14 protein-coding genes are annotated in these 21,711 nt (G+C 60.6%); 5 read left to right on the plus strand and 9 right to left on the minus strand.

Annotation, left to right across the window (positions count from 1 at the left end):
- The first annotated feature begins 426 nt into the window (after positions 1-426).
- The 4 genes from E4P32_RS18555 (at position 427) to E4P32_RS18570 (ending at position 4,332) form a co-directional block, all read left to right on the plus strand.
- Positions 427-1,044, plus strand: a complete 618-nt coding sequence (locus E4P32_RS18555) for a DUF3304 domain-containing protein (RefSeq protein ID WP_116435773.1) — start codon at positions 427-429, stop codon at positions 1,042-1,044.
- Positions 1,041-2,882, plus strand: a complete 1,842-nt coding sequence (locus E4P32_RS18560; RefSeq protein WP_116435774.1) for a DUF2235 domain-containing protein — start codon at positions 1,041-1,043, stop codon at positions 2,880-2,882. The genes E4P32_RS18555 and E4P32_RS18560 overlap by 4 nt, the downstream gene beginning before the upstream one ends.
- A 169-nt stretch (positions 2,883-3,051) precedes the next feature.
- On the plus strand, positions 3,052-3,663 hold the full coding sequence (locus tag E4P32_RS18565) for a superoxide dismutase (protein WP_116435775.1): 612 nt from the start codon (positions 3,052-3,054) through the stop codon (positions 3,661-3,663).
- A 36-nt stretch (positions 3,664-3,699) separates the two neighbouring features.
- A complete protein-coding gene (locus E4P32_RS18570) occupies positions 3,700-4,332 on the plus strand; it encodes a DUF2325 domain-containing protein (protein WP_116435776.1) in 633 nt (210 codons plus the stop codon).
- On the opposite strand, the gene E4P32_RS18575 is transcribed toward E4P32_RS18570, so the two are convergent.
- The 6 genes from E4P32_RS18575 to E4P32_RS18600 form a co-directional block, all read right to left on the minus strand.
- Complete coding sequence (locus E4P32_RS18575) at positions 4,329-5,837, minus strand: SulP family inorganic anion transporter (RefSeq protein WP_116435777.1); 1,509 nt, start codon at positions 5,835-5,837, stop codon at positions 4,329-4,331. The genes E4P32_RS18570 and E4P32_RS18575 overlap by 4 nt on opposite strands.
- Positions 5,838-6,131: 294 nt before the next feature.
- Positions 6,132-7,763 (minus strand): methyl-accepting chemotaxis protein, encoded by a 1,632-nt coding sequence (locus E4P32_RS18580; protein WP_199525672.1) that lies wholly within the window; start codon positions 7,761-7,763, stop codon positions 6,132-6,134.
- 46 nt (positions 7,764-7,809) lie between these two features.
- Positions 7,810-8,793 carry a M14 family metallopeptidase gene (locus E4P32_RS18585; RefSeq protein WP_116435778.1) on the minus strand — a complete coding sequence of 328 codons (984 nt, stop codon included), beginning with the start codon at positions 8,791-8,793 and terminating at the stop codon, positions 7,810-7,812.
- Between the two features lie 111 nt (positions 8,794-8,904).
- The gene (locus E4P32_RS18590; RefSeq protein ID WP_116435779.1) at positions 8,905-10,242 is read right to left on the minus strand and encodes an MFS transporter; all 1,338 of its coding nucleotides are present in this window, start codon (positions 10,240-10,242) and stop codon (positions 8,905-8,907) included.
- A gap of 300 nt (positions 10,243-10,542) precedes the next feature.
- Positions 10,543-11,457, minus strand: coding sequence for a LysR substrate-binding domain-containing protein (locus E4P32_RS18595; protein WP_116435780.1), 915 nt, complete (start codon positions 11,455-11,457; stop codon positions 10,543-10,545).
- 124 nt (positions 11,458-11,581) lie between these two features.
- Positions 11,582-13,213: an HD family phosphohydrolase gene (locus E4P32_RS18600; protein WP_199525673.1), complete on the minus strand. Its 1,632-nt coding sequence runs from the start codon at positions 13,211-13,213 to the stop codon at positions 11,582-11,584.
- Positions 13,214-13,648: 435 nt separating this feature from the next.
- Between E4P32_RS18600 and E4P32_RS18605 the strand changes: the two genes are divergently transcribed.
- Positions 13,649-14,422 (plus strand): 3',5'-cyclic-nucleotide phosphodiesterase, encoded by a 774-nt coding sequence (locus E4P32_RS18605; protein ID WP_116435782.1) that lies wholly within the window; start codon positions 13,649-13,651, stop codon positions 14,420-14,422.
- A gap of 48 nt (positions 14,423-14,470) precedes the next feature.
- On the opposite strand, the gene E4P32_RS18610 is transcribed toward E4P32_RS18605, so the two are convergent.
- From E4P32_RS18610 to E4P32_RS18620, 3 genes are read right to left on the minus strand one after another with little or no spacing between them, the layout of a single operon-like run.
- Positions 14,471-15,223, minus strand: coding sequence for a FecR domain-containing protein (locus tag E4P32_RS18610; protein ID WP_116435783.1), 753 nt, complete (start codon positions 15,221-15,223; stop codon positions 14,471-14,473).
- 20 nt (positions 15,224-15,243) lie between these two features.
- On the minus strand, positions 15,244-19,938 hold the full coding sequence (locus tag E4P32_RS18615; RefSeq protein WP_116435784.1) for a filamentous hemagglutinin N-terminal domain-containing protein: 4,695 nt from the start codon (positions 19,936-19,938) through the stop codon (positions 15,244-15,246).
- A gap of 1 nt (position 19,939) precedes the next feature.
- Positions 19,940-21,544, minus strand: a complete 1,605-nt coding sequence (locus E4P32_RS18620) for a ShlB/FhaC/HecB family hemolysin secretion/activation protein (RefSeq protein ID WP_233526723.1) — start codon at positions 21,542-21,544, stop codon at positions 19,940-19,942.
- Positions 21,545-21,711: the final 167 nt, after the last annotated feature.

The raw sequence follows: 21,711 nt of genomic DNA on the forward strand, positions 1-21,711 counted from the left end.
TGAATCTTATGTTTATCGAACACGTTCGATATGCAGTCCAATATGGCTCCCTTAACATGAATACCAGCCGTCCTTTGCTGACATTTATTCACTATCGGAGCTTTCATGGTCTTATTCCAGCAGACGTACAGTCAGTTGCGTCATCCCCAGAAATCCCTCACCCATCCTCCATAGTTCCTCTGAAACCATACGACACAAAAGATCTCCTCTCATCGATGGTCGCAAACACCTTCTAATAAGTATTTTGTCCCGCGTAGGCAAATATCACCTCCCACATAGAAATGACGCCTGCGATCAGATGATGTACATCGCCTAGCTCTTCGATGACAGGGACAATCGCCGCCAGAAAGAGTGCATTGGTCACATGTGAGCCGTGTGTGACGCGTCTGCTTAATCCATATCTGCATCAATCACCAGGATAACGACATGCAAAACTCTCTCATTCGCTGGCTGCTGTCAGCCCTCTTTCTCATCAGTCTTGCCGCGTGCAGTACTGGTGCTCCGAAAACCGACTCAACCGCACCGGTGTTATACGGAGCAGCTCTCGTGGGCGTGGGGTATCTTGGGAGCAATGTCGGTATCTCTCAATACTATGTCAATGGTAAGTGGGGGGCCAGCGTCAGAGGCTGGGGCGCAGGCGGCGGTTCATTCATGTGCTGCGTCGCGATACCCCCGCGGCCGCCTGCCACGCCCTTCATGGTAACGGTGAAATGGGAAACCTGCGATGTTGGCCATATCACATATGTCAACAATAAGCGTGTCGATCCTGACGCCAGATGCAAACTCGCCTGGCACGAAGCCACGGTGCCGGTGCACTATGGCAGGCCGTCCGCAAGGGAAACCTACACGGATCTTAACGTCCACTTTTTACCCTACAACAAGATTGAAGTCTGGGCAGACGGGCGGGATCTTCTCGAATCCGGCTATCCCGGTCCGGCCTATCCCCGCGGCCCAGCGCCTGCACGCCTGGGTCCTGATTGCGCCCCGTTGCCCAGTGAATCGATTGGCGCATCGCCCTCATTCCAACAAAGAGTCATCCCATGAGCACCCCGGCCAGCATGGAAGCAATACAACTGACTTGCCCATTGCCGCTGCCTACGCGCAAGAATGGCCTCTGCGATGACGAGGTGAATATCGGCCTGTTCTTTGACGGCACCGGCAACAACAAGGAGACGGATCAGCCTCACAACAGCCACAGCAATGTGGCGCGTCTGTATGAGGCCTATAAGGAAAATGGGAAGAATCGAGATGACCCCACCGATCCCTATCCCAATTTTTACCGTTATTACATCGAAGGCGTCGGGACAGAGTGCGAACCGATCAACGACCCCGGTGGCACCGATGACGGCGCCGCGTTCGGCGTCGGCGGCAAGGCGCGCATTGTCCTGGGGCTGCTGCATGTGCTCAATTCCCTGTATCAGTTTGTGATGAACCGCCACAGGAAGCACCGCTACACGCCGCTGTTTGACAGAGACCGGATCGCAGCCCTGTGTTACGACAGCAACTACGTCAAGGTCGCCCCCGAGATCATGGCAAAGTACCAGCGCATCCTGCTCGAACTGAAGCTGAGCGACAGTCTGGTCGATGGTTCAAAAAACGCGCGCGAGGCGTTTTTCAGAGAGCAGGCGGGAAAGCTCACCGGCCTGCTGTCGCACTTCGACACGCGCCCGACGGTGACGTCGATCTATCTGGATGTGGTGGGTTTCTCGCGCGGGGCGGCAGAGGCGCGGGTATTTGCCAACTGGCTCAATGACACCATGATGCACAGCGAAGGGAAACTGTTCGGCATCAATGCGACGATCCGCTTCATGGGCTTGTTTGACACGGTGGCGGCGGTGGTGGGCCAGGGTGGGATGGGCAGCATCATGCGCGCAGCGACCTGGCGCGAAGGACACGACGACTGGGCCTGCATACGCGACTTGCAGGTCCCGGCCAAGCCCATCGTGCAGAATTGCGTGCATCTGGTGGCCTTACATGAGCTGCGCACCTCGTTTCCCGGTGACAGCGTCTACCGCGATCAGGTCGATCCCCACGACAGCACCAGGCATACCGAGATCAAACCAGACAACTGCGAAGAGCGCATCCGCCCCGGTTCGCACAGCGACCTGGGCGGCGGCTATGCGCCGGGCGAACAGGGCAAGGGTGTCGATCGCAACCTCAACCCGGTGCAAAGCGACGATGGCCACAAGTTGTCGCAGGTGTATCTCAATGAAATGTATCAGGCGGCGCTGGCGAGTTGCGAGCTTCATTTCGATAAAAAACCGTGGCTGACGTTCAGCGATAAACAGGCCGATACCCGCAATATGGATCAGCAATTCACCAGCAACCCACAAATAAAAAATGCCATCCAGAATTACTTCACCCAATGCGGCGTAGCGACGAATCTGTCGCTGGAGCACGCCTTGAAGCAGCATGGCCTACGCTATCTAGCCTGGCGCTATCAAGTCAATAAAGACAAGCGCTTTGAGCAGTTGCCCAGCATGCAGATTGCCTGGCGCACCGATCCGGGCAGGGTGAACTACTGCCTCGAAGGAGAAAAGGTGTTTGCCCAGCAGGTGAGTGATCTGGAGGATGACAGGGCCAGCAGGAATATGGATGAGGAAGGCCGGCGCAACCACCGCGAAGCAAAAGACATCCTGAGACAAATACGGGAGATGCGGAACCGGGATGGACTGGAATGGTTTTTCGATCAACACGTGCATGATTCGATCGCCGGCTTCAGGGAGCAGACCAAGTCCAACGTCAAATTCGATCTCGCCGAGCAGCAGCGCTACGTGCGTTATCGCTTGTTGTATCGCGGTGTCGATGCGGAAGGCAACTCGGTGCCGCTCAACTCGAAATTGAAGCCGCTTGATGCAACAACATTTACACACATGACTTAAAACCACTTCGGTGGCACAAGGCCTGCAATGCGCCTGACATTGCAGGCCCGGTCAAAGACCTACGTCGCGTAAGGATATGCCAGCGCAATTCTCATCTAAAATCGATATCCTTCGCTTCATCCGTGCCACCTAGCCGGCAGCCTCCCAGTATCCACCCTCGGAGAGAACCATGCCATACAGCCTGCCCGCCCTGCCTTACGCCTACGACGCGCTGGAGCCGCACATCGATTCCCAGACCATGGAAATCCATCACACCAAGCATCACCAGACCTACATCAACAACCTCAACGCCGCCGTCGCCGGCAGCGAGTGGGAAAAACTCAGCGTCGAAGAACTGGTGGCGCGCGTCAAGGACGTCCCCGACAGCATCAAGGCCGCCGTGATCAACCAGGGCGGCGGCCACGCCAATCATTCGCTGTTCTGGCTGGTGATGTCACCGACCGGCGGCGGCACGCCCGAAGGAAAACTGGCAGCCGCCATTGATGCCGAGCTCGGCGGTTTCGACACCTTCAAGGAAGCCTTCACCAAGGCCGCCATTTCACGCTTCGGCAGCGGCTGGGCCTGGCTCAGCGTCACGCCGCAAAAGAAGCTGGTGGTCGAAAGCAGCGGCAACCAGGACAGTCCGCTAATGAACGGCAACACGCCGATTCTCGGCCTCGATGTGTGGGAACACGCCTACTACCTGCGCTACCAGAACCGCCGCCCGGAATACATCGGCGCCTTCTACAACGTCGTCAACTGGCCGGAAGTCGCGCGCCGTTATGCCGCAGCCGTGCAGTAAGGCGGTCGGGTTTACGCAGGAAGGGAGGATCGCAACATGACCATGCACATTCAGGACGTGACGCTGCTGGAACAGGAGCAGCGCGCCATGGTTTCGCACCTGGCGCGCGTGCAGCATCGCTGCAGCGCGGTGATCCAGGAGCAGGCCGCCGAGATCGCCACGCTCCAGGCACAGGCCATGCGCCTGCGCGCGGCCGTGATCGCACGCGATTCGGCACTGGCCTGGGCGTATGAAGATCGCGCCGCGCTGGAGGCATCGATCCCCAACCTGCCGCAACGCGCGACGTTGGCGCGGCGTGTGAAGGAACTGAGCAAACGTCTGCAGGAGTTGATGCGGGAGAAGTTGCTGCCGGTGTATGCACCGGCGATTTCTTCGACGATGACCGACGAACGGGAGAAGAGAGGATCGGCGGAATCAGCGGAATCCGGCGAACTCTCAGGACTGGAAGCCAGCATCGTGGCCGCCGACCTGGTGATCTGCCAGACCGGCTGCCTCAGTCACGGCGCCTACTGGCGCGTGCAGGACCACTGCAAGCGCACCGGCAAGACCTGCATGCTGGTGGAACAACCGGCCAGCGTTCGCATCATGCGCATTCACCAGGACGGCGAAGGCGGGCGCAGCGGCGCACTGGAACAGCAAGCGCCGATGGCGCTTATCCCGAAGGATTAAGAACGCGCGCCGGCGACGTCCGGCTCGCCGACGTCCATGCCTACACGCTGCAGCAGTTGATGGCTGCGGCGTGACAGATGGGCCAGCTGCAGGTGCTTGCCGGCGCGGGTGTAGCGCTCGGACAGCGCTTCCAGCGCGGCGATGGCCGAATGATCGGCGAAGTGCAGATGGCGGCAGTCGACCACCACGCGCTGCGGATCCTGCGCCGGGTCGAACAACTCCTGGAAATGCGCGGTCGATGCGAAGAACAGCGTGCCGTGCGGGACGTAGGTTTTTTCGCCATCACCAGAATCCTGCACCTCGGCGCGAATCTCGCGCGCATGCTGCCAGGCGAAATTGAGCGCCGCAATGACGATGCCGCACAGCACCGCCACCGCCAGATCCGTGAACACCGTAATCACCGTGACCGCGACGATCACCAGCGCATCGTTGCGCGGCACCTTGCCGAGCACGCGCAGCGAACCCCAGGCGAAAGTCTGCTGCGCCACCACGAACATCACACCCACCAGCGCGGCCAGCGGAATGCGTTCGATCAGCGGCGACAGGAACAGGATGAACAACAGGATCATCACGCCGCTGACCGCTCCCGACAGCCGCGAACGGCCGCCCGAGCTGAGGTTGATCATGGTCTGGCCGATCATGGCGCAACCGCCCATGCCGCCGAACAGTCCCGACACCACGTTGGCAGCGCCCAGCGCCAGGCATTCGCGATTGGCCTGGCCACGCGACTCGGTGATTTCATCGGTGAGGTTGAGCGTGAGCAGCGTTTCCAGCAAACCGACGATGGCCATCAGCACCGCATACGGCGCGACGATGCGCAAGGTCTCCAGCGTCAGCGGCACCTCGGGGAAATGCCACATCGGCAAACCGCCCGCAATGTGCGCCATGTCGCCCAGCGTGCGCGTCGGCAAACCCGTTGCCTGACTCAGCACTGCCACACCGACGATCGCCGCCAGCGCCGGCGGGATAGCGCGCGTCAGGCGCGGCAACAGATAGACGATCAGCATCGTCGCCGCCACCAGCGCCGCCATGATCAGCAACGGCGTACCGTGCAACCAGTGCGTGCCGCTGGCGTCGGTCTGTTTGAAATGTTCGAACTGCGCCATCGCGATCACGATCGCCAGTCCGTTGACGAAGCCCAGCATCACCGGATGCGGCACCATGCGGATCAGCTTGCCCAGCCGCAGCGCGCCGAACAGTAGCATCAGCACGCCGCTGAGCACCACCGTCAACAGGAAGTACTGCGCGCCGTGCTGCGCCACCAGCGCCACGATCACCACCGCCATCGAACCGGCCGCGCCGGAAATCATGCCGGGCCGGCCGCCGAACAGCGCCGTGATGGTGCAAATGAAGAAGGCTCCGTACAAGCCCATCAAAGGATTGAGCTGGGCCACCAGCGCGAACGCGATGCACTCGGGCACCAGCGCAAACGACGACGTCAGGCCGGCCAGCACATTGGCTTTGCCGTGCGAGAACCACTCATCGCGAAAAGAAGTTGTAGTCATTGATCGTTATCCATAATCCGATGCCGGTGCGTACTTCGGTATCCATGCAAAAACATGACACCGGAAGCATGCAATATGCACACCAGCAACTGGGAAAACAGCGATGACGACCTGCAGGAAAGACGACGCCTGCGTAAAAACAGGCAGCGCTTCAGGGAAATGGAGATGTCAGATTGTTGCGCAGGAGGCAATGTACAAACCGGATCGACACCCGCGAGATGCGGCGCCGATCCGTGCATTTTACCGCATCTCGCTCCTTGGCCCGCGCCCTGTCCTCACCTCAGGCCGACAGCGTCAATGCGAAGGAAGCAACTTGGAAGGTCGCGCAGAAGACAACGACGAACCCAATGACGCCGTCGAACGCGATCCATGGTCGAGCGAAAACACGCTCACCAGTTGCGCCAGCGAAGCCGCCTGCGTCTGCATGGAAGACGCCGCTGCCGCCGCTTCCTCCACCAGCGCCGCATTCTGCTGGGTCATTTCATCCATCTGGCTGATGGCGTGGTTGACCTGCTCGATGCCGGAGGATTGCTCGCGGCTGGCCAGACTGATCTCGCCGACGATCTCCGCCACTTTGCGCACGCTGTCGACCACACGCTCCATGGTGGCGCCGGCCTGTTCCACCAGCACGCCGCCGTCGCCGACTTTTTTCACCGAGTCGTCGATCAGCAGCTTGATCTCTTTCGCCGCAGTGGCGCTGCGTTGCGCCAGGCTGCGCACTTCGCTTGCCACCACCGCAAAGCCGCGGCCCTGCTCGCCCGCACGCGCAGCTTCAACGGCGGCGTTCAAGGCCAGGATATTGGTCTGAAAAGCAATGCCGTCGATCACGCTGATGATGTCGACGATCTTGCGCGACGAGCCGTTGATGGCGCTCATGGTCGCCACCACACGCCCGACCACTTCGCCGCCTTCGACCGCAATGCCAGACGCCGCCGCCGCTAACCGGCTGGCCGTGTCGGCATTGTCGGCATTCTGGCGCACGGTGGAGATCAGTTCTTCCATCGCCGATGCGGTCTCTTCCAGCGCGCTGGCCTGCTGCTCGGTGCGCGCCGAGAGATCGTGGTTGCCGACGCTGATCTCGGCGGACGCCACCGCAATCGTATTGGTGCCCTGGCGCACATTGCTGACGATGTTGCGCAAGCTGCCGTTCATGTCGTTGAGGGAAGACAGCAACTGCCCGACTTCATCGGCGCTCTTGCCATCGCCACCGCTGACCTGTGTGGTCAGATCGCCGGCGGCGACGCGGCGCGAAATGTCCAGCGCGGCATTGAGCGGACGCGTGATGCCCACGGTCAGGTACCAGGCGCAGAAGCATCCCAGCAGCAGCGACAAGCCTTCCAGGATCAACAACAGGCGGCGACTTCCTGCGGCGATCTCCTCGATCTGCTGCGTGGTCTTGTCGATGTCGCGCTGCTCCAGTTCCAGCAGCTTGAGCATGGAATCCTGATAGCTTCTTGCCAGCGGCACGAACTCCTGGTCCACCATGCGATTGCCCTCCTCGATGTTGCCGGCCGACTTCAGGTCGAGGATGCGGTAGTGCGAGGCCAGATAAACCTTGCGGCGTTCGCCGATGTTCTGGAACAGGGATTTTTCTTCATCGCTGCTCAACAACTCGCCGACTTCCTTTTGCAGGCGCGTGGAGTTGTTGGTCGAGGCCTTGGCTTCATCGATGAAATAGGTCTTGAGCGTAGGATCAGCGCTACGAGAGATCGCAATCGTGCGCACAATGCCGGCGCGCAGGCTGCCATACCAGCTGGAGATCAGGCGCTCCTTGCGCGCCGATTGCTCCACCATCGCGCGCGTCACGTCCGACACCGCCTGCAGCCGCCAGATGCCGATGGCCGTGATGACGATGGACAGCAGCATGATCGCGGCAAAGCCCAGTGTCAGCCGTTTGCCGATTTTCATTCTTCCCATGATGCGCATATTTCCCCCGGTGGATGTAGCTGATGCCGCTGATGCAATGGATACCCTAGCGTGCGACGATATGACCCAGCCGCACCACGGTCACGCCGGGTCCGAGCTGGCGCAGCGACGGCATGACGATGACGCAGTTGTCGTAGGGCGTGACGAATTCACGTGCACCTTCGCGTGCGATGACGGTACCGGCCTTGGCGATGATCTCCATGCCGCGATAGTCTTCGGCAAATTCAAAATCGTAGGAGGTCGCCACCACCGGCTCGGTCACGCGGAAGAAACGTTGCGGTGCCGGTGCGCCCGCCAGCATGAAAGCGCGCAAATCGAGTTCGGTCATCACGCCGGTGGCGATCAGGAAGCGGCAAGCCGAATCCATCGCCACGTCCTTGCTGCGCGTGGAGAAATGCTGCCCGGTCTCGATCAGCAAGGCATTCCTGGCGCTGGCCGGATCGCCGAAGCCGGCGTAGTCGCGCATGCGCTTGCCGTTGGGATGGCCGACGTCGATGATCACGTGTTCCGGCGCGCCGACGTCGGCGGCAAATTGGATGCCTTTTTCCAGCGGACCGCTGACGATCAGCGGCGGTGCTTCTTCATGCATTGAATGCAGGTCGAGCATGTAGTCGACGGTGTCGATGATGGGTCGCAACTGGCGCGCGCGGCGCAGTTCGGCGCTGTCTTCTGCGCCGTCGAGACGCTCCGACGACCAGACCCGGTTCATGTCTTCATCAACGTAGCGCGTCGCATCCGGATTGCGCGCATCAAAGCGGCGATAGGCCTCGACGTTGGCGAAGCCGAGCGTGATGCGGCCCTTCAGCGGACGCAAACCGGCTTGCAGCAGGCGGCCGACGGTAATGGCGCCGCTGACTTCATTGCCGTGCATCAGCGCCATGATCATCACGTGCGGACCGGCGACGCCGCTGTCGATGCTGTGCACATAGTCGACGCCGGTATTGCCGTGCTGCCATCTGGCGATGTCGGGAAACTCCACCTCGACCGGATAGTGTTTCAGTTGTGCGCGTACTTGTTCCAAGGTTTTCATGCGATTGCTCCAGCATCCAGGCTGATCATGTGAACGGATGCGCTGTAGCGCATCCGGCCTGAAGAATGAAAAAATGAGTGGAAAAATAAATGAATGAGGAAGCCGCTCCGCTTACAGCGTCGGATTGCGGCCCATGCGGCGGCCCAGCACAATCACCGCAGTCAGGCTGATCAGCGCCGTCGCCATGACATAGAAGCTCGGCGCCATCTTGTTTTCGGTCGCGGCGATCATCCAGGTCACGATCAACGGCGAGAAGCCGCCGAACAAGGTCACCGAAAAGTTGTAGCTCAGCGCCAGACCCGTGCCACGCGTCTCTGTCGGGAAAATATCCGACAGCATCGCCGGGATCGGTCCAAGACTGGCTGCGATCAGCACGCCCACGATGCCCTGTACCGCAATCAGCGTGGTCACGGTCGGCCAGGTGTTGAGCAGCATAAACAGCGGGTACGAGGTCAGGCCGATAGCCAACATCGCCATCGTCAGCACGCGGAAGCGGCCGTAGCGATCCGATAGCGTGCCGAACACCGGCGCCGTCAGCATCAGCACCAACCCGGTGATCAGTGCACCGACGAAGGACGAGGTGGCGGGGATGTGCAGTTGCTTGAGCGCATACGTCGGCATGTACAGCTTGTGCACGTAGTTGAAAGCGGTGGCGCCGGCCACCACACCGATGGCGAGCAGCAACTTGACGCGGTCGCGCACCAGCACCAGCATCAGCGGCGATTTCTCGGCCTTGGCGACAGCAGCTGCGGCGGCGATCTTCTTGAACTCCGGCGTTTCATCAATCTGGCTGCGGATGTAAAGACCGACCGGACCCACCAGCAAACCGAAGCAGAACGCCACGCGCCAGCCCCAGTCGTTGAGCTGCGCATCCGTCAGGCTGTAGCTGAGCAAAGCGCTGATGCCGGCAGCGAGCACCGTCGCCAGGCCTTGCGTCGACAACTGCCAGCTGGCGAAGAAGCCGCGGCGCTTGGCATCGGCATGTTCCACCATGAAGGCGGTGGCGGCGCCGAATTCGCCGCCGGTGGAAAAGCCTTGCAGCAGGCGCGCCACGATGATGATCAGCGGCGAGGCGATGCCGATCTGCGCATAGGTCGGCGCAAACGCAATCATCGCCGTGCCGACCATCATGATCAGGATCGAGACGGTCAGCGACGCCTTGCGTCCGGCGCGGTCGGCATACGAGCCGAGCACGATGGCACCGAGTGGACGGATCACGAAGGAGATACCGAAGGTGCCCACGCTGAGCAGCAGCGAGGTGGTCTCGTCCTGCGTTGGGAAGAACAGTTTGCCGATCACCACGGCGAAGTAGCCGTAGATCAGCAGGTCGTAGAATTCCAGCGCGTTGCCGATGCTGGCGGCGCAGATTTCTTTCCAGGGATTTTTGCGTTTGGCTGCCGAAGGTGCGGTGGCGGACAGTGGTGACGACGACTCGAATTCAGCTGACATGCGGTGACTCCCATTCTCTCTCGTGCGGCGCATTCTGCTGAGATGGCAGTGGTGTCTGCGCCGCTTATTCTATTTGGCTCGCACGCCATGACATGTCTGACACGATGCTCGAAAATAGTGCGTTTTGTGCGCTATTGCACTCTATTTGTGAGCATCTTTCCAGACGTACCGGAAGACGTTGCGAGAACTTTGAGGGAGTATAGTGAGCGCGATTTTTTGCTTATTGCCGTTTCGGCACAGGCTTGTGCTTTTTACTGCGAAGCGTGTTCGCAGCAGGCGGATCAAGAGGCAGATCAACCGTCAGGAGCGATCAATGGCATCTGCAGCGACACCGTCCCAGATGGCGTTGACCAGTGCATCGTCATTGCCGCGCACGCGGTACAACGAGATGTCGAAGTTGACGCGCATCTCCGGTTCGCCGATGACCAGCAGGCGACGTTCGTTGACGTCTTCCTGCACCAGCCGCTGCGGCAGCCAGGCGACGCCGACGCCGCGGCGCGCCATTTCGTGGATGGATTCGTAAGAGTCGGCTTCATACACCATGCGCAGCGACACCTTCTTCGGCAGGCCGGCCAGATGCTTGGCCAGCACGCCGCGCAAGGTCAGCGATTGCGAGAAGCCCAGCCACGGCGTCGGCGTCGCCGCGTTGGCCGGCGCCAGCTTGAAGCGCGGCCGTCCCTTGGCGTCGGCGGCCACCACCGGCAACAGGATTTCGCGCGCCAGCGTCAACGACTCATAGCGCATCGGATCGATCAGCAGGCGCGTGGTCGGACTCGAATAAATCACCAGCAGGTCGGCGTCGCCGGCGCCCAGCCGCAGGATCACGTCCTGCGCGCCGCCGGTGCTGACCGACACCGGAAACGGACCGAAGCGCTGGTTGATGTTCTCGTACCAATCAGGGAAAAACGTCCGCGCCAGTGTGCGGCCGGTCGCCACGCGCAAGGTCTTCTCGGTTGGCCCGGAGCCGTCCTGCAACTGCGCCCGGGCGGCGTACAGCACGTCGGTCGAATGCGTCGCCGCGTCGAGGAACAGTTGCCCGGCCGCCGTCAGAGACACCGGATGCGTGCGCACCACCAGCTCGGCGCCGACCCATTGCTCCAGCGCCTTGATGCGGCGACCGAAAGCAGGATGCGTGACGAAGCGGTTTTCCGCCGCGCGCGAAAAACTGCGCGTACGCGCCAGTTCGATGAAGTCTTCCAGCCAGATCAGGTGCACCGTCTCACTCCTTGGTTTTGCAGATTCTATCCGAGCGCAGTGCGGACGGGCATCAGACATGCGTCGCCGTTCGAGGCAGGTTTCATGCCACGAACGGGGAAAGCAGTTTCAGACGCGAAGAAATTTAAGGAACGAAGCCCGGGATCTTGCTGTGGTCGACAACGTCGATCTGGCTGGCCGGCATGAACTTGTCGGCGTATTGCTGGTAGACCTTGCTGCGCACGAAGACGTCGAACAGGTCCGGATCGATGTGGTCGCGCTGACGGAAGCCGCCGAGGATTTCGAGCGCCTCGCTGAGCGTGTTGCCCTTCTTGTAAGGACGGTCGGCGGCGGTCAGCGCTTCGAAGATATCGGCGATCGCCATCATGCGCGCCTGCGGCGACATCTGGTCGCGCGTGAGTCCCTTCGGATAACCCTTGCCGTCCATGCGCTCGTGATGGCCGCCGGCGTATTCGGTAACGTTGCGCAGCTGCTTCGGCCACGGCAACGATTCCAGCATCTTGATGGTGACCACGATGTGGTTGTTGATGACCTGGCGTTCGGCGTCGTTGAGCGTGCCGGCGCGGATGCGCAGGTTCTCGGATTCGTCGGCGCTGAGCAGGTCCTGCATGCTGCCGTCCGGGCCGCGCCACTGGCGTTTGGCGATTTCCGCCACGCGTTGCTGGTCGTCCGGCTTCATGCCCTCGCCACCGACATTGCTCTTGCGCAGGAAATTGCGTTCGGCGTCGAGCGCCGCGCATTCCGCCGCCAGCGCAACGTCAAGCTCGGTGCTTTTCTCTGCGGTCAACGCTGCGCCGAGCGCGCATTTTTCCTTGAGCACGCGGATCTCGGCGTCGCGCTTGAGCACTTCGTAACGCGTGTCGACCAGGTGGATGCGATCGTAAATGGTTTGCAGCTTGGTCGACTTCTCGACGATGTGGTCCGGCGTGGTGATCTTGCCGCAGTCGTGCAGCAGACCCGCGACCCACAGCTCGCGGCGGTCGCGCTCGTTCATCTGGAAATCCGCCAGCGGACCTTCGGTGGCCTGATGCGAGGCTTCGGCCAGCATCATCGCCAGCTCCGGTACGTGTTCGCAATGGCGACCGGTGTGCGGTGATTTTTCATCGATGCCCATGTTGATGAGCTTGATGAAATGTTCGAACAGGTTTTCCAGGCGATAGATCAGTTGCTGGTTGGTGATGGCGATGGCCGCCTGCGACGCCAGCGCTTCGATGAAGTATTGATCGGTCTCGGAAAACGGATGCGGCTTGCCGGTCGCCGGATCGATGGCGTTGACCAGCTGCAGCACGCCGACCAGTTCGCCTTCGTGGTCCTGCATCGGCACGGTCAGGAAGGACTGCGAGTGGTAACCGAACTTCTCGTCGAACATGCGCATGCCGGAGAAATTGAAACCTTCAGCCTGGTACACGTCCGGGATGTTGACCGACTTGCGCGTGTTGGCGGCATAGGCGGCCACGGCGCTGAGGTTCTTGCTGCCGTCGGGGCTGGTCAGCTGGATGTTGGGAATGCTGATCTTCTGCGCGCTGCTACCGCCCTGGTGCATGCCCAGCGTGTCGTTGATCGAGATGTAGAACGCCAGGCTGTCTTCTTCTTCCACGGTGCGGTAAAGCGTGCCGCCGTCGGCCAGCGTGATGCTGCGCGCAGTCTGCAGGATGCGCTCGAGCAGCAGCGGGATGTTGCGATTGGTGCTCAGTTCGACACTGAGCTCGGTCAGCTTTTCCAGGCGGTGGGAGATATCGAGATGCTGGTTTTTCATGTTGTTCATCGGCTCAAGGAGACAGCTGGCCTGCATCGCATTGGTCGATGCAGTAAAAAGACGCACTGGGCGATTCTGGAAAGATACGCTTCAATACTGACAACAAAGTGTCAAGCAGAGCCTCTTTTTCCCGCCTGTTACCGTCACGAGACAGCGCACGCCCGCGTGGACGATGACGTACGGAAACTCTGCGCCTCACACGCCTGATCTGCCTCAGGTTTTCCTGTTGTTTCGCCGAAGCGGGCCGTGCTTTTTATTGATTTAGAGTGACGGATAACTTACCATCGAAACTGTTGTATAGATTGCTACATTTCCATTTCCAAAAGCAATCTTTCAAGACAAAAACAAGAGTGCAATCAGGGGGGCGCGGAACATTTCCGCACGAACATATTCGTTCGGGCTCGTAACAGTCATCACTTCAATCTGGTCCATACGATGCGCGTAGAAATTCTCGGCTGCAGTGGCGGCATAGGCGGCAACACCCTTCGCACCACGTCGCTGCTGGCGGACCGCGACATCCTGATCGACGCCGGCACCGGCGTCAATGACTTGCCGCTGGATGCCTTGGCCGCGATCGACCATGTCTTCATCACGCATTCGCACCTGGACCACATCGCGTGCCTGCCGTTCATCCTCGACAGCGTCGGCGACCAGCGCAACACGCCGCTGACCATGCACGCCACGCAGGCGACGCAGGACATCATCCGCAAGCACATCTTCAACTGGCAGATCTGGCCCGACTTCAGCGAAATTCCCTCGCCCGAAAATCCCTTCCTGCGCTTCAACACCATCGAAGTCGGCAAGTCGCTGGTGATCGGCGAACGCAGCATCACCGCGCTGCCGGCCAACCACACGGTGCCGGCAGTCGGTTATCAGCTGCAGGACCTGAGCAGCGGCGCGAGCATGGTGTTCAGTGGCGACACCACCACCTGCGATCCGCTGTGGGAAATGGTCAACGCCATCGACAATCTGCGCTACCTGATCATCGAAGCAGCCTTCCCCGACAGCGAACGCGAACTGGCGAAGCTGTCCAAGCATTTCTGCCCAAGCCTGCTGCTGGAAGAACTGGCGAAGCTGGAATCCGATCCGGACATCTATGTAACCCATGCCAAACCCGGCATGTTCAAACAGATCGAAGCGGAATTGCTGCGCGGCGCCGGACGGCGCCGGATCAACATGCTGGCGGCGGAGTCTGTGTTCGAGTTCTGAGCCGCCGCCATCGGGGCGCTGCCTGAGCAGCGCCCTTCCCCCACCATCTTATTGCACCATGCAGGAAACCGACTTTGATGCGTCGATCGATTTCGAGCCGGGCGCATTCTTGCTGATCGACTGCGGCATCTTGACCTGCAAGCCCTGCGTCGCTGGAACCGGCATCGGCGGCGTATTGAAGTTGGCGACGTAGCCGAACTGACCGGACTGGAATACTTGCGAGCCGGCCGGGTTCGACAGCACGATCGCACCTTGCGAGACGTCAACGTGCAAGCCGTTGGCTGGCGTCGATCCGTTCGGTGTCGGAACGCCGCCGCAATCGTTCTGACAGAACAGCGCACCGAAGTGGGTGCCGCGTATGCCGATGGTGGCCGTCGGCGTGTCGAAGCTGACCGCATCGTGGTTGCGCTTGCCGATCAGTCCCGTTACCGCACGCAGGCCGCCCTTGACCAAGCCGATGGCGACGTTGTTGCGTTCCGGCTTTTCGGCGTCGTACAGGAAGCTCTTGACCACCATCTCGGAGGCAGGGCGCAGCACGATCTCGGAGTTATCCATGAACTTCACGCGCGCATACGTGTTCGACTGCGTGATCAGGGTGTCGCCCTGCAGCACTTCCGATTTCGAGCTCATGATGCGCGTGCTGCCGTCCGGATGGCGCGCGGTCAGCACACCCGACAGATTGGTCACGGTGCCGACCATCTGCGCATACGCCTGGCTGCCCCAGCCCAACAACAACATCAGCGCCAGCAGGCGCCAGAATTTACCCATGGTGCGATATCCCGTTTGGATGGCGTGTTTCATTGTCTTGGTTCCTTGAGACATCAGGTGCACACCGGCAACGGCTTCTTCGCCGTGTTGGCAGTGTCGCCGCCGACAGGCGTGCCGCTGCCGCTGTCATCACCGCCGAAGCTGCCTTGCGTGCCGCCGGTGGTTTGCGTGTTGGCGGGCGTGGAGATCGAAGCCTTGGCTGGCGTGAACATCGTCGGCGGCAGATTGAGTGTCTGCGACGGCGGCTTTTGCAGGTTATTGATGACGTCCGTCGTTCCAATTTTGACCGGCGTATCCACCAGTTTCTTCAGATCCTCAGGCGGCGTTGCATTAACGATCTGAGTCACCACAACGGCAACCGGCACGACCGTACCGCTTGCGTCAGTGACGCTGACTCCCGGAGCATAAGTGAGTACGCCGTTGGTCACCGTGAACAGCGCGGTGCCCGGTGCCGAAGTCGAAATATTGGCATTGATCGACATGTTATTGCCGGCCACCAGCGCGATGTTGCCGCCTGCAGAAGAGATCACGCCGTTGACGATCAGGTTGTCGTTGGGCGATCCGCTATCGCCGGCAGTCAGGTTGATGTTGCCCGTCGCACTGATGCCGCCGACGCCAATGGTCAGCGGGCTATGCGTTTCCAGGGCAACTGAGTAACCGACGTTGTCGACGTTGGAACCGGCCACGCTCATGGTGCCGTTAGTGACGATGCCGAGCGTGGCGAGGTGTGCTGCGGCCGAGATCGGCGTGCCGCTCTCGGTCGGCATCGATCCCAGGAAGTCGGCGTTGCTGCCGATGGCAGTGGTCGCTGCGCCGCCGGTGTTGGAAATGTTGATGTTGCCGTTGGCGTTGGTGACGCCGTTGATCTGGACCACCGACGTGTCGGCGACTTCCAGGTTATTGACCAGAATGATGTCGCCCGAGACGCGGTTGTTGCCCGCGTAGGCCGCAATGCGATTGCTGCCGGTCAGCATGGTGCCGGTGGCCGACGAGGTCAGCAATTGTTTGGTCACGTGCAGGGAGGTGTCCTCCTGCCCGATGCTGCCGGTCTGCGCTTCCAGCACCAGATTGCGCGCCGTGATGGAACCCACGAACAGGTCACCGTCAGCTTGACTCAATGCCACGTCGCCGGCGCTGTTGATAGTGCCGCTGGTTTGGACGAAATTGTCGGTGACGTTCAGAATCGAATTGATGCCGCCGTTCAAGGTTCCGCCAAGAGAGAGCGAGTAAAGGCGCCCGGTGCCGAGTAGGGTGAGCGCCCCGCTGTTGATGCTGAAATTGCCTTGCGAACGAATTGTGTTGACGGTCAGATTGCCACCCGTCATGGCGAAATTCCCGCCCGAATTGACGGTGATCTTCTCCAGCGTTTCGGGCCGGGAACCCAAGTACACGGCGTAGCGGTCAGTCGGAATGACGACGGTGTCGATCGCGGTCGGGATGTAATGCGACGACCAGCTGTTGATGTCGCTCCACTGGCTTTCCACGCTACCGGTATAGGTAATCTCTTCCGGTGCCGACATGGTCAGGCGCAATGCGTCAGAACCGCTCTGGCCGCCGCTCAGGTTGTAGCCTGCCTTGATCATGTTCTTGACGCCGCCCGAGGTGACGATGTCGCCCTCGACGTAGCGGAACGAACCGGTGCTGCTGATCGCGCCTTCGATCGGCGTGAATGTCGTACCGACGGCTGGCCTGTAAGTGTCGAGCAGCTTGGTGATCAACGTGCCGCCCAAACCGAGCGATGAGCCGAGGACAGTGATCTTGTCATAGTTCGTGGCGCTGGCGAAGTCGAGCTTGAGGATGCCTTTGCCACCCTGTACGAAGTTGCCCAGGATGGACAAGGAACCGACGGCGTTGTCGCCGCCGGGCGACAGAATGCCGTTGTTGGTAAACACCCCCGTACCGCCACCGACTGTGATCGAACCGGTGCCACTGACGGTGCCGCTCTCTTCATTGGAGAACCCGTTCGACGCGAAGCTGGCGCCGCTCAGCGTCAGGCTGCCGCTGTTGCTGACCGATCCTCCCACCGTCGCCGAACCGCCGGAGCCGATCGTGACGATGCCGGAGTTGCTGAACTGCCCCATGTTCAGGGAAGTACCGGTGCCGGACAGCAGCATGGTGCCGGTCTGGTTGTTCATCAGGGTGCCGCCGAGGTTGACCTCGTTGCCCGCGCCAACGATGTTCAGCGTACCGTCGTTGCCCCAGAGACCGCTGCCGCTGAGGGTAGTCGTTTCGCCGGCGGCGCCGAGGTTGAGCGTGCCGCCCTGCGAGTTGGTCGCGGACGAATTGGCCATGATCGAACCCTTGAGGTTCATCAGGCCGGAATTGGTGAAGCCGTTTTCAAACGTGACAAAGCCGGCGGAACCGTAGGCGCTCACAAGGCCCTGGTTGTTGAAACTGCCGTTGATCTTGGACAGATAGTTCATGGTGAGCACGCCGCTCACCATATTGGTCAAACCATTGACTGTACTGATAGTGCTGTTGGTCGTGATGAACGTGCCGGCGTTGTGAACGATGTCCGAAGCACTCAGGATACTGTCGCTCAAGGTGACGGAAGCGCCAACAGCATTGGTCAGTGAAGCGACGTTCAATGTCGATGCGTTCACCGTAGTCCCACCGGTATTGTTCAGCGCTCCGGCTTGAAGTGTCGCGCCGTTGTTCACGGCTATTGCTCCCGCGTTGAATAGATTGGTATTGGCGTTCAGCGTGGAAGAATTGAGCGTGACACTGCCGCCAGCGGCGTTAGTAAAGGTACCGGTCGTAGTCAGCGTCGACGAACTGGTCAATGTCAGCGTACCGGAGTTACTCACACTAGTCGCGGTAACTGGAGAGAAAAGATTGCTCAAACCCAGCGTTCCCGAGTTCACCACGGTCCCTAACGTACCGCTGACATTTGCCAATGTCATGGAAGCGCTGTTGGTCATGCTGCCTGTGGAGATCTGCGAGTTCTGCAGGTTCAGTACGCCGTTGTTAAGAAGCGTTCCAGTGACGACAACGTTGGATCCAAAGATATTCGACAACGAACCGCCGGTGTTGATGGTCAAATTACCTGTCGCGACGTTGCCGCCCACCGGCAAGCCGACTGCTATGAGATTGCTACTCAGATTCAGGAAAGAACCGTTGTTGATCGACAGGTTGCCGTTGCCATTGCCGCCGCTGCCTTCACTGACAGTCAGGACGCCACCGTTAAGACCGATCGTCGCGCTGTTGACCTGGGCCGAATGGGTGCCGGACGTGAGACCGTTGACGTTGGTGTTCAGATTCAATCCCAGCTTGTTCGAAGTGCTGGTGATGTCGGCATTGATGATGATGTTGTTGTCGGCATTGAGCGTCAGCGCGGCGTCTGTCCCGGTGGTCTTGTTGATCGCTGCATTGACCGTGATGTTGCCGCCGTTGGCCGCGCCGCCCGCGCCGGTAGTCAGGGTAACGCTGTTGCCCAGATTAAGCTGGGTGACAATGGTTCCTGCTTCGATCGTGGCGCTGCCGCCGGTCGATGTGATCACGCTGCCGCTGTTGGAGACTGCCGATGTACCGGTGGCCACCACGGTGAGGTCATACGGATCGATCAGCCATTCGCCGCCGGTGCCGACGTCCGGCGCCTTGACGACATCCAGCGTTTTCTTGCCGGAGGTTTCGACAAAACCGCCCAGGCCCGGCGCACCGCGCGCCGAGACGTCGCCGTCGATATATGCCGCGCCGTCCGAATACAACACCACGCTGCCGCCCTTGGTGACGCCGTCGGCGGTGATCTTCGAGTTCGCGGTCGTAGTCAGTTTTTGCGAGGCGCGCAGGAAGATGCGGCCGCCTTCGCTGACCACACTGCTGGCATTGATGTTGCCGCTGTTGGTGACCAGGCCGGCAGCGATGCCGATGCGACCTGCTTCGGCGGTGATGGTGCCCAGGTTGGTGACGCTGCCGGCGGCGCCGGTGACGCATACCGTCACGCCTGGCGTGGCGGTGTCGATCAGTTGCACGGTCTGGCCGGCAGCCAGCAGGACTTCGCCGTTGGGGCTATGGATGATGCCGTTATTGGTCACGCTGGCGCCGATCAGATAGACGCTGCCGCCGGTGGCGCTCTTGATGGTGCCCTGGTTATCGATGTTGCCGGCATTGCCGCCGTTGACGAAAGTCAGGCGTCCCGCCAGGAAGTCGCTGTCGCTGATGTTGAGCGTGCTGCCGATGAACCGCGCGACGTCGACCACACCGCCCGGCCCGACCATGAGGCCGTTCTGATTGACCAGCACGACGGTGCCGTTGGACTTCAGCAAACCATAGATCTGCGACGGATCGGCGCCCGTTACGCGCGCCAGGAAGGCGTTGCTTGCGCTGGTCTGGCTGATATCGACGACGGCGTTGGCGCCGATGCTGAAACTGGTGAAATTGCCGATGGCGGCACTGGAACTCTGATTGATGTTCAGCGTATTGCCGTTCTGCGCGATGGTAGCGGTGCCGGCGGTGATGACGCCACCGGTCGGCAAGGTATTCACGCCCGGCGCCGCCGCCATGGCCGGCACGTTCCAGGCGGCGCAGATCGCCGCCGCCGTCACCGACATGCGCAGCGCGCTGCCGAACATGGCGCGCCACGACCGTCGCAACAGACCCGTCAGCAATTGCGGGACCGGCTTGCGCGGACGCCAGCTCATGGTCAGGCGGCGGTTTCCCACGCGCATCGTAAAGGAAGCCGGCATCAGTTCGATGCGGTTGAAATCTTGCGCCGGATTGGCCTGGCGCGTTTGGCTTTGTTCATTCATTTCAGAACCCCAGTGTCGCACTGACGTGCGCGTTCAGATCACCACGTTTTTCGGTGCTCGACGTTCCCGGCACGCTCACGCGCGCCACGTCCAGTTTCACGTTGAAGTCGCGGCTGAAGGTGTAGCGTGCACCGAAACCGATGCTCGAGACCGTCACGCTGTTGACCACACTGCCTCCGCCGACATTGTTGTTGTAGCCGCGGCCAATGTCGTAGAAGGCCAGCAGACGCAGGCTGCCTTTGGACAACAGTTCCGGCGTATAGACTTCGGCGTTGACGATAACGCCACCGTCGGCCGCCACCGCGCGTTCAGTGAATCCGCGTACGGCTGTGGAGCCGGCCAGGCCGAATTGTTCCGCCGAGACCAGTGCATCCTTGGCGATTTGCGCGGTGCCGGCCAGGCGCATCTGCCAGTCGTTGGCAAAGGCCTTGAAGAACGACGCCGCGCCGCGCAGGACGACGAAATTGTCGACGGTGTCGCGGCCGGTGATGTAAGAGTAATGATCGCTGCGACCATTGACGGTGTAGGTCGGTCCGATCGCGATATTGCGCGAAATGCCGATGTTGTAATCCACGTTCTGCGTCGCCGACCGCGTTTGTCCGCTGTAAGTCAGGCTCAAGGGCATGGTCTTGTAAGCCACGCAGGAACCGATGTTCAGGCTGACGCCCGCGAAGTCGCAGCGCGAGTCGATCTTCTTGTAGTCGAGGCCTGCCACCAGCTTGCTGGTGCTTTCGCCTTCGCGCGCGAAGAAGTGATTCCAGCGCAGGCCGACCACGTCGCCCTTGCCGGTAAAGCCGATCAGACCGTTCGGTGCGCCGACGCTGCCCGGTGTATTGACGCTGGACTTACCGTAGATGAATTCGATGCTGTCGCCGAGCGTGTACAGCGGAATGCGATAACCCAGCGAATACAGATTGACCTTGACGCCGCTCGGGCTGTCTGGCGACGTAGTGTAGGCCAGTGTGCCGACTTGGTCGCGGTCGAACAGGTTGGCGTGCTGGATCGCGATGCCGGTACGCCAGTTGCCGGTGGCCGGTGCGCCGGTGTTGTCGACCGTCATGAACACGCGCAACGGATTGTAGTCGGTCACCTTGACGTCGGCGTCGACCTTGCCTTCCTCGTCGCTGACGCTGAGTGCGACATTGACCTGCTTGGCCGGATTGTCATTGCTCAGTTGCACGGCCTGCGAAATGGCGGTGAGGTTGGGCGATTTGCCAACCTGCAGTTGCGGCAAGCTGTTGCGGATGTTCTGTTCGCTGAAGTACTTGTTGTCGCTGACGGTGATCTGACCGATGACCGATTCGCTGATGTTGATGATCACCACGCCGCTGGTCAGCTCCTGCTCGGGTACGTTGACCTGCACCGCGCTGTAGCCGGCCTTGCGATAGGCTGCTTCCAGCGCTTCGAGTGCTTGCTGCACGTCGCCATAGACACGGCCGGGACCGGTCAACGGCGCGACGGCGCGTTGCAGCTCCGCCTCTGACAGCAGCGTATTGCCCTCAATCTGGAAACGCGTGATGTTGAAACGCTCGTCGTCGGCCAGCACGCTCGCCGCGACGACGGTCAACGTCATCCCCAATAGACATTGCATCAAACGATGTTTCATTTTTTTATGCTTGGTTCAGGACCACGCCGGCCTGCAATCTGCAAACCGCCGTCGCCTCGATTTATCGTGAACTTCCCTGCCCTCTTGCGTCCGTGCGCATTCTTCATGCGCGCCAACGCCCCTGCATTCCTCCGGTCCGGATCGCCCGCTTCATCACACATCGCGCA

This window comes from Herbaspirillum sp. 3R11 (assembly GCF_004563925.1).
Taxonomy (GTDB): Bacteria; Pseudomonadota; Gammaproteobacteria; order Burkholderiales; family Burkholderiaceae_D; genus Herbaspirillum.